Here is a 9,092-nt window from a genome sequence, read left to right on the forward strand (position 1 = left end):
CGCCGGGGTGCCGGGGCCCGAATTTTTCGTATGCCGAGCCAGTGGATGCCGGCCGGGGGGCCGATGATAGACGCTTGGTGAAGGGGTGAAAACGCTGGCTGTCGCGCGATTGCAACGGTTGCGCGCGCAATTAACTCGCCGCATGTTTGCTTTTTCAGCCGACTCAGCCCGCATATCGCCGGCGGCAAAAGCACAAATGCCGTTTAATGAACGGTCGTGCTTTTCCCTATTTTCCTGACTAGCGGGCCTCGCTAGAATCCTTGGCATCTCATCGCGTTCCGCAATCCGGAACGTCGGCCGGTCGACAGACATCAAGGAGACGAAAGCATGCGGGTCAGGGAAATGTTCGAGCTGGGCGGTCAGGTCGCACTCGTTACCGGCGGCTCGCGCGGGCTGGGTCTGCAGATGGCGCAGGCGCTCGGCGAGATGGGTTGCCATGTGGTGATCACGGCGCGCAAGGCCGACGAACTGGCCGAGGCGGCGGCCCATCTGCAGGCGCTCGGCATCAAGGCGACCACGATCGTGAGCGACCTGCAGCGCGCCGAGGCCGTCAAGCCGCTCGTGGACGAGACGCTGGCGGCCGGCGGGCAGATCGACATTCTCGTGAACAATGCGGGCGCCACGTGGGGCGCGCCTGCGGAGGATTATCCCGACGAGGCGTGGCACAAGGTCATGAACCTGAACGTGAACGCGCCGTTCTTCCTCGCGCGCGAAGTGGGCAAGCGCAGCATGATCCCGCGCCAGCGTGGCAAGATCATCAACGTGGCTTCGATTGCCGGCCTGAAGGGGGCGCTCGGACCCATGCAGACCATCGCGTACAACACCTCGAAGGCGGCGGCCATCAACTTTACGCGTGCGCTGGCTGCCGAATGGGGCAAGTACAACATCAACGTGAACGCGATCTGCCCGGGCTTCTTTCCCTCGAAGATGTCGGCGGGCCTGCTCGACAAGCTGGGACAGGTGGTGATCGACCATACGCCGCTGCACCGTCTCGGCGACGACGACGATCTCAAGGGCGCCGTGGTGTTTCTCGCGAGCCAGGCGTCGCGGCATATGACGGGTCAATATCTCGCCGTGGATGGCGGCGCGAGCATCGTCTGATTGCGCACGGTACGCGGCGCCAGCGCTCAGCGAGCAGTTGGCGGCCGCGTTCTTCTCAAGTCTTGCCCGACGGAGCCCGCCATGTCCACGTCCGCCCCGACGCTTTCCGCACATTCACCGTCATCGCCGCTGCCGGCCTCGCCGCATTGGCCCTCGCATCTTTCCCCGCATCTGAGCATTCCGCAAACGAACCTCTTCTATAACGCAGAGGTCTCGGCGGCACGCTATCCCGACAAGCCGTTCATCGTCTTCTACGACACGCCCGTCACATTCGCGCAGTTCAAGGACGAGGCCGAGCGCGTAGCCGGCTATCTGCAGCAGGAATGCGGCGTGAAGGCCGGCGACCGCGTGCTGCTCTACATGCAGAACAGCCCCCAGTGGGTCATCGCTTACTACGGCATCCTGCGCGCCAACGCCGTGGTCGTGCCGGTCAACCCGATGAACCTCACCGAGGAACTCGCGCACTACGTGCAAGACAGCGGCGCGACCACGGCTTTCGTCGCGCAGGACCTCTACCCGCGTATTGCGCCGCTCGTGCAGGAAGGTGAGGGCCTGCAGCATCTGCTCGTTGCGACGTATAGCGACTATCTGAAGTGCGAGCCGTTTTCGCCGCCGCCCGAGTTCGTGAGCGCACCGCGCACTGTGAGCGGTCCGGGCGTTGCGCACTGGGTCGACGTGCTCGAGGCGCGCTGCGTACCCGGCGCGCTGACCGCCGGTCCCGACGACCTCTGCGTGATGCCGTACACCTCGGGCACGACGGGCAAGCCCAAAGGCTGCATGCACACGCATCGCAGCGTGATGGCGACGGCCGTGGGCGGTTGCAACTGGTTCGGAAGCAATCAGGATGCCGTACAGCTTTCGGTGCTGCCGCTCTTTCACGTAACCGGTATGCAGGGCGGCATGAACAGTCCGATCTACAACGGCTCGACGGTGGTGTTGCTGCCGCGCTGGGATCGCGACGCTGCAGCGCGTGCGATCGAGCATTACCGCATCAACGGCTGGCAGGCGATCTCGACGATGGTGGTGGACTTCATCTCGAACCCGCGCATTCACGAGTACGACCTGTCGAGCCTCGCCTGGATGCGCGGCGGCGGCGCGACGATGCCCGACGCAGTCGTCAAGAAGCTCAAGGATCTCACCGGGCTCGACTTCGTCGAGGGCTACGGCATGTCGGAAACGATGGCAGGCACCCATATCAATCCGCCGCAGCGTCCCAAGCCGCAATGTCTCGGCATTCCGGTATTCGATGTCGACTCGCGCGTGATCGATCCGATCACGCTGGAGGAGGTCCCGCCAGGCGAATCGGGCGAGCTGATCATGCATGCGCCGCAAGTGATGCAGGGCTACTGGCGCAACCCCAAGGCGACGAGCGAAGCGTTCATCGAACGCGACGGCAAGCGCTTCCTGCGCACGGGCGACCTCGTGCGGCGCGACGAAGAAGGCTATTACTTCATGACCGACCGCCTCAAGCGCATGATCAACGCGTCGGGGTACAAGGTCTGGCCGGCCGAGGTCGAGGCGCTGATGTACCGGCATCCGGCGATCAACGAGGTGTGCATCATCGGTACCCAGGACGCGCGCCGCGGCGAGACCGTGAAGGCCGTGGTTGTGCTCGATCCGAAACAGGCCGGCAGCGTGAACGAAGACGACATCATCGCCTGGGCGCACGACAACATGGCCGCGTACAAAGCGCCGCGCATCGTGCAGTTCGTGGACGCCCTGCCGAAGTCGGGCAGCGGCAAGATTCTGTGGCGCAAGCTGCAGGAACAAGAGGCCGAGGTGCGCCGCAACGCCTGAACGCGCAGTTCTCCTTCGTTGTCCTTCAATATCGAGCCCGCCTGGATAGCGCGCTAACGCGCGCGAATCCAGCCGGATTTCGTCTTTATCGGGCTCGCACTTCGCCCTTGCGCATCAGGCGCCGGCAAGTGCAGGCAAACCGCCTTCGCGCCAATCCTGCTCCATCGCGGCTGCCATTCCCCATTCCTGTGAACCGCGTTGAGCGGGCGCGGCCAGCGGCCATTCACCGGGCGCCTGTGCGTTCTTGCGAGCAAGGATCGCCTCGCACAGGAACTCCATGCTGTACGCCTTCAGCAGATGCGGGTGATTCGTCTCGATATAGGCGGCGACGCGCGCATATTCGCCGGCGATCGATGCGAGCGAGTAGAGCGTACGTGCATCCCAGCGAAAACGCAGGCCGAGTTCGGCGAATGCCGTATTGAACGCGCACAGCTGCGCTTCCAGTTGACGATCTTGGCGGGTGTCCAGGTGGCTCATGGCTGTCTCCTCATGTCGAGTGGCGTGAAGCAAGAGTAGAAGCGCCAATGAATAAACGATAGTTAAAGTTTCTTTCGAAAAATATAAGTAAGGCTGTATGAATTGGGGATTAGGCTGCCATCGAGCGAGACCCCACCCGGTACGCGTAAACCCCGCTTAGCCATGCGCGCGGTGCTGATATATTGTATTGGAAATATGAAATCACCCAGCAGCGCCGGCTAAACAGAACGTTGGAGACAAACGACCGATGTCCGCCGAAAGAGAATTCGTCACCGGGATGCCCCCGGTCACCTTGACGCTGGAGCCGATCAACGCAACCGCTTCGCTGCGCGATCAGGCTTACGCGAAGCTCAAGCAGGCCATTGCCGAAACCGACATCTACCGCTCGCGAGACGAGATCCGGCTAGACGAGAAGGAATTGACCGAGAAGCTCGGCGTGAGCCGAACGCCGGTTCGCGAGGCGATGACGCTGCTGGAACAGGAGGGCTTTCTGCGCACGGTGCCGCGCCGCGGTGTTTACATCCTGCGCAAGACGCGCAAGGAGATCGTGGAGATGATCTATATGTGGGCCGCGCTCGAAAGCATCGCCGCGCGCCTCGCCACGCAACGCGCCTCGGACGACGACATCGCGGGTCTGCGGCGCATGTTCGCGACCTTCGGCGATTCGACGCCATCGGACCACATAGAGGAGTACTCGGAAGCGAACATCATGTTTCACCAGTCACTGGTGGAGCTATCGAAGTCGCCCATCATCGTCGACACCATCAAGAACATCTTCATGCATGTGCGCGCGATCCGGCGCATGACGATCGCGCAGAGCGATCGCGCGTCGCGCTCGATCGTGGAGCACATGCGCATTATCGAAGCGCTCGAGGCGCGCGACACCGAGCGCGTCGAGCAGCTCGTGCGGCAGCACTCGATCGAACTCGCGCTGTTCGTGGAAGCCAACTGCGATTTTCTGGACTGACACGTAGGGGGCGCCGCGTCGATCCACTGGTTCATATCGGCTCGGCGCATGAGTCAGGGGCATCGATACGCAGGTCGTCTGAATGAGCGTCGCAATGCTGAAAGAAAAGTATGGAGTCCGTAACAAGTTCGTTGGGACGTTTGGGCCGATTGTAGGTGCTTGCCCATGGTGTGCCGCATCAACGTTTGCCGCTTGGCGAGCGATCGAACGAGACCGCAACGGTGCAGCGCGGCGCGATGCAGTGCAGCAAACGCGGCATGGATAAAAAAACGTCTTGACTAATACTGTGTGTGGAATATTGTATATCACGGATCGCACAACGCCCCGCCAAAGAGGAGACGTCATGGCAGAAGCAGGCATCAACGAGGCACAGCAGAATCCTGTGCCGGAAGCGCAGCAAACGACCGATGGTTTTCATCTCGTCATCGACGCGCTGAAACTCAACGATATCGACACGATCTTCGGTCTCGTCGGTATTCCGATTACCGATCTCGCCCGTCTCGCGCAGGCCGAGGGCATGCGCTTCATCGGCTTCCGGCATGAGCAGAACGCCGGCAACGCCGCGGCCGTGGCGGGCTACATGACGAAGAAGCCGGGCATCTGCCTGACCGTCTCCGCGCCGGGTTTCCTGAACGGCCTCACGGCACTGGCCAACGCGACCACGAACTGCTTCCCGATGATTCTCATCAGCGGTTCGAGCGAGCGCGAGATCGTCGACTTGCAGCAGGGCGACTACGAAGAGATGGACCAGCTCAACGCGGCGAAGCCTTATGCCAAGGCGGCGTATCGCGTGCTGCACGCCGAGGACATCGGCGTCGGCATTGCGCGGGCGATTCGCGCGGCCGTCTCGGGCCGCCCCGGCGGCGTGTATCTCGACCTGCCGGCCAAGCTGCTTGCGCAGACCATCGACGCGGTGAAGGGCCAGCAATCGCTCATCAAGGTCGTCGACGCGGCGCCGCGCCAGATTCCCGCACCGGATGCGGTGCAACGCGCTATCGAAGTGCTCAGGAATGCAAAGCGTCCGCTGATCCTGCTCGGCAAGGGCGCCGCCTACGCCCAGGCCGACGCGCAAATCCGCGAACTGGTCGAGAAGAGCGGTATTCCGTATCTGCCGATGTCGATGGCCAAGGGGCTCTTGCCCGACACGCACGAGCAGTCGGCGTCGGCCGCGCGCTCGTTCGTGCTGGCCGAGTCGGACGCCGTGGTGCTGATCGGCGCTCGCCTGAACTGGCTGCTCTCGCATGGCAAGGGCAAGACCTGGGGCGCGGCCGCCGGACCGAAGCAGTTCGTGCAGGTCGACATCGCCCCGACGGAAATCGACAGCAACGTCGCCATCGAAGCGCCGGTGATCGGCGACATCGGTTCGTGCGTGGAAGCGCTCGTGGCCGGCCTCGGCACTGACTTCCCGAAGCCGCCGGCAGAGTGGCTCGATGCCGTGGCCGAACGCAAGAACAAGAACCTCGAAAAGATGGCCGCGACGCTCGCGAAGAACCCGTCGCCGATGAACTTCCACAGCGCGCTGCGCGCGATCCGCGACGTGCTCAAGACGCGCCCCGACATCAACGTGGTCAACGAAGGCGCGAACACGCTCGACTACGCGCGCAGCATCATCGACATGTACCAGCCGCGCAAGCGCTTCGACTCGGGCACGTGGGGGATCATGGGCATCGGCATGGGCTTCGCGATCGGCGCGGCGGTGACGAGCGGCACGCAGGTCGTGGCGATCGAGGGCGACAGCGCGTTCGGCTTCTCGGGCATGGAGCTGGAAACGATCTGCCGCTACAACCTGCCGGTCTGCACCATCGTGTTCAACAACAACGGTGTGTATCGCGGCACGGACGTCAACCCGAGCGGCGGCTGCGACGTCGCGCCGACGGTGTTCGTGAAGAACGCGCGCTACGACAAGATGATCGAGGCCTTCGGCGGCATCGGCCATCAGGCGACGACGCCCGAAGAACTCACGAGCGCGCTGCTCGAAGCGATCGCGTCGGGCAAGCCCACGTTGATCAACGCAGTCATCGACGAATCGGCCGGGACCGAAAGCGGTCGTCTCACGAATCTGAATCCGCAAAGCGCGGCCATGAAGAAATAAGCCCCCATAAATCAGCTAGATCAGATCGATCAGGTAGACCAGGAGATACGAGAAATGAGCAAACCCCTCGACGGTATCAAGATCATCGACTTCACGCACGTACAGGCCGGTCCCGCCTGCACGCAGATGCTCGCGTGGTTCGGTGCGGACGTGATCAAGGTGGAGCGCCCCGGCGCCGGCGACGTGACGCGCTCGCAACTGCGCGACATTCCCGAAGTCGATGCCCTGTACTTCACCATGCTCAACAGCAACAAGCGCTCGCTCACGCTCGACACGAAGAAGCCCGAAGGCAAAGAAGTGCTGGAAAAGCTGATTCGCGAATCGGACGTGATGGTCGAAAACTTCGGCCCCGGCGCACTGGACCGCATGGGCTTCACGTGGGAGCGCATCAAGGAACTCAACCCGAAGATGATCGTTGCTTCGGTGAAGGGCTTCAGCGAAGGCCACCACTACGACGACCTCAAGGTCTACGAGAACGTCGCGCAGTGCGCGGGAGGCGCAGCCTCGACCACGGGCTTCTGGGACGGTCCGCCCACGGTGAGCGCCGCTGCGCTCGGCGACAGCAACACGGGCATGCACCTCGCCATCGGCATTCTCACGGCGCTGATCGGCCGGGACAAAACGGGTAAGGGCCAGAAGGTGGCCGTGTCGATGCAGGACAGCGTGGTCAACCTGTGCCGCGTGAAGCTGCGCGACCAGCAGCGCCTGGACCGCCTGGGCTACCTCGAGGAATACCCGCAGTACCCGCACGGCACCTTCAGCGACGTCGTGCCGCGCGGTGGCAACGCAGGCGGCGGCGGCCAACCGGGCTGGGTTCTGAAGTGCAAGGGCTGGGAGACGGACCCGAACGCGTATATCTACTTCACGGTGCAGGGCCACGCGTGGGAGCCGATCTGCCGTGCTCTGGGCAAACCCGAATGGATCGACGACCCGAACTACGCTACGGCGCAGGCGCGTCAGCCGCATATCTTCGACATCTTCGCGACGATCGAAGCGTGGCTCGCCGACAAGACCAAGTTCGAAGCGGTCGACATCCTGCGCAAGTTCGACATTCCGTGTGCGCCGGTGCTCAGCATGAAGGAAATTGCTAATGACCCGTCGCTGCGCGCGAGCGGTACTATCGTCGAAGTGCCGCACAAGGCGCGCGGCTCGTACCTCACGGTGGGCAGCCCGATCAAGTTCTCGGACCTGAAGCCGGAAATCACGGGTTCGCCGCTGCTCGGCGAGCACACCGACCAGGTGCTGGCCGACCTCGGCTACACGGCGCAGCAGATCGCGGCGCTGCACGAGGTGCGCGCGGTTTGAGCTCCGCGTCGAGTTCCGCAAGCGGAATGCAGGAAGCAGGCGCGGCCGACGCTGCGCCCGCGCAGCACCGCAATACCAGAGTGGCAGGCAGGACGCCGCGCGGCATGTGCAATGCGTGCCGCGCGGCGCCGATAAACGACATCCCCCACAGAGTCATCGCATGCAATCCGCCATCGATTTCGAGCAGCTCGCAAACGCCATCGGGGACGCCATCGTCATCTCGGACGCAGCCGGCGACATCACATTCTGGAATCCGGCGGCCACGCGTATGTTCGGCTATACGCAGGAAGAAGCGCTCGGCAAGACGCTCGATCTGATCATTCCCGAGCGGCTGCGCGGCCGCCATTGGGATGGCTATCACAAGACGATGGCGACCGGCCAGACGCGCTATGGCAACGACGTGCTGCGCGTGCCGGCCGTGGACAAGGCGGGCAAGGCGCTTTCCATTGCCTTCACCGTGGCGTTGCTGCACTCGCCGCAGAGCGAACTCGATGGCATCGTCGCCGTGATCCGCGACGAAACGGCGCGTTTCCAGGAGGAGCGCGCGCTCAAGAAACGCATCACCGAACTCGAAGCACAGGCCCAGCAATCCTGAAACCGCGGGAGCTCTTCGATGCATACCGAAAGACTCGGACATTTCGAGGTCGAACTCTCGGCCCGACAAATGATTCACAACGGGGGCTGGGCCGCGTTCGCCGCGATCCACGCGGTCGAGCCCGCTGCCGACGAACCGGCGGCGGCTGTATTGCCCCGTCAATGGGTGGTCGACGAAACCGTATTCGAAAGCGAGGCGGCTGCGATTGCCGGTGCGCGCCAGGCGGCGCTCGCTTTTCTCAAGAGCGGCAATTCGCCCAGCCTGGGCACGTCATAGGGCAAAGCCGTCATCGAGCGGCGGCATACAGAATTCCAGCATCAGGCAAAAATCCAAACTGCGTTGGACCAGAATAAGGCGCTGAAGCGCCAACTCTGGCCGACATAGGAGACGTTTCATGAAGTCGTGGCTACGCTTTCGGCGCGCCAGATGCATTGGCGCGCCGCCGATTCCGTTTGTTCTCGCCGCAGCGCGCGCTCTTGTGCAGCAGGGAGGCGCATCATGGCGATGACGATTGCGGTCCCCCGTGAGATACACGAAGGCGAACGACGCGTAGCGGCGACGCCAGAAAGTGTGGCACAACTGATCAAACTGGGCTACGCCGTCGAAGTGCAAACGACGGCGGGCGCCAGTGCCTCCTACCCGGACGACGCTTACCGTGCCGCAGGCGCGCGCGTCGTGGACGATGCGCAGGCGCTCTTGAGCGGCGCGGATATCGTCATCAAGGTGCGTCCGCCTTCGAGCGAAGAAGTGCAGCGACT

General features: G+C 63.2%; 8 protein-coding genes and 1 pseudogene. 8 read left to right on the forward strand and 1 reads right to left on the reverse strand.

The genetic code is table 11. The features are described 5' to 3' along the window. Positions 1–327 precede the first annotated feature (327 nt). Positions 328–1,101 (forward strand): SDR family oxidoreductase, encoded by a 774-nt coding sequence (locus ACOJB8_RS31475; protein ID WP_342945617.1) that lies wholly within the window; start codon positions 328–330, stop codon positions 1,099–1,101. An 81-nt stretch (positions 1,102–1,182) separates the two neighbouring features. Continuing rightward, complete coding sequence (locus tag ACOJB8_RS31480) at positions 1,183–2,898, forward strand: long-chain fatty acid--CoA ligase (RefSeq protein ID WP_342945618.1); 1,716 nt, start codon at positions 1,183–1,185, stop codon at positions 2,896–2,898. A 114-nt stretch (positions 2,899–3,012) separates the two neighbouring features. Here ACOJB8_RS31480 and ACOJB8_RS31485 read toward each other — a convergent pair whose 3' ends face one another. After that, complete coding sequence (locus ACOJB8_RS31485) at positions 3,013–3,375, reverse strand: hypothetical protein (protein WP_069267853.1); 363 nt, start codon at positions 3,373–3,375, stop codon at positions 3,013–3,015. Positions 3,376–3,622: 247 nt separating this feature from the next. Between ACOJB8_RS31485 and ACOJB8_RS31490 the strand changes: the two genes are divergently transcribed. The 6 genes and pseudogenes from ACOJB8_RS31490 to pntA all read left to right on the forward strand — a co-directional run. Next, entirely contained in the window at positions 3,623–4,342 is a 720-nt protein-coding gene (locus tag ACOJB8_RS31490) for a GntR family transcriptional regulator (RefSeq protein WP_069267852.1), read from the forward strand. Positions 4,343–4,685: 343 nt separating this feature from the next. Then, positions 4,686–6,434 (forward strand): oxalyl-CoA decarboxylase, encoded by a 1,749-nt coding sequence (oxc, locus tag ACOJB8_RS31495; protein WP_342945620.1) that lies wholly within the window; start codon positions 4,686–4,688, stop codon positions 6,432–6,434. Between the two features lie 54 nt (positions 6,435–6,488). Beyond that, positions 6,489–7,739 carry a formyl-CoA transferase gene (frc, locus tag ACOJB8_RS31500; RefSeq protein ID WP_069267850.1) on the forward strand — a complete coding sequence of 417 codons (1,251 nt, stop codon included), beginning with the start codon at positions 6,489–6,491 and terminating at the stop codon, positions 7,737–7,739. A gap of 160 nt (positions 7,740–7,899) precedes the next feature. Next, positions 7,900–8,334, forward strand: a complete 435-nt coding sequence (locus tag ACOJB8_RS31505) for a PAS domain-containing protein (protein WP_475016089.1) — start codon at positions 7,900–7,902, stop codon at positions 8,332–8,334. A gap of 18 nt (positions 8,335–8,352) precedes the next feature. Beyond that, positions 8,353–8,610 (forward strand): hypothetical protein, encoded by a 258-nt coding sequence (locus tag ACOJB8_RS31510; RefSeq protein WP_069267849.1) that lies wholly within the window; start codon positions 8,353–8,355, stop codon positions 8,608–8,610. 222 nt (positions 8,611–8,832) lie between these two features. Beyond that, positions 8,833–9,092, forward strand: a pseudogene (gene pntA, locus ACOJB8_RS31515) (Re/Si-specific NAD(P)(+) transhydrogenase subunit alpha); the annotation flags it as partial.

It is taken from the genome of Paraburkholderia sp. BR10141 (genome assembly GCF_056155635.1).

Coding starts and splice junctions, on each gene's coding strand:
- ACOJB8_RS31490 (WP_069267852.1), top strand. CDS start 3,623: ATGTCCGCCGAAAGAGAATTCGTCACCGGGATGCCCCCGGTCACCTTG.
- ACOJB8_RS31505 (WP_475016089.1), top strand. CDS start 7,900: ATGCAATCCGCCATCGATTTCGAGCAGCTCGCAAACGCCATCGGGGAC.
- ACOJB8_RS31510 (WP_069267849.1), top strand. CDS start 8,353: ATGCATACCGAAAGACTCGGACATTTCGAGGTCGAACTCTCGGCCCGA.
- ACOJB8_RS31480 (WP_342945618.1), top strand. CDS start 1,183: ATGTCCACGTCCGCCCCGACGCTTTCCGCACATTCACCGTCATCGCCG.
- ACOJB8_RS31485 (WP_069267853.1), bottom strand. CDS start 3,375: ATGAGCCACCTGGACACCCGCCAAGATCGTCAACTGGAAGCGCAGCTG.
- frc (WP_069267850.1), top strand. CDS start 6,489: ATGAGCAAACCCCTCGACGGTATCAAGATCATCGACTTCACGCACGTA.
- ACOJB8_RS31475 (WP_342945617.1), top strand. CDS start 328: ATGCGGGTCAGGGAAATGTTCGAGCTGGGCGGTCAGGTCGCACTCGTT.
- oxc (WP_342945620.1), top strand. CDS start 4,686: ATGGCAGAAGCAGGCATCAACGAGGCACAGCAGAATCCTGTGCCGGAA.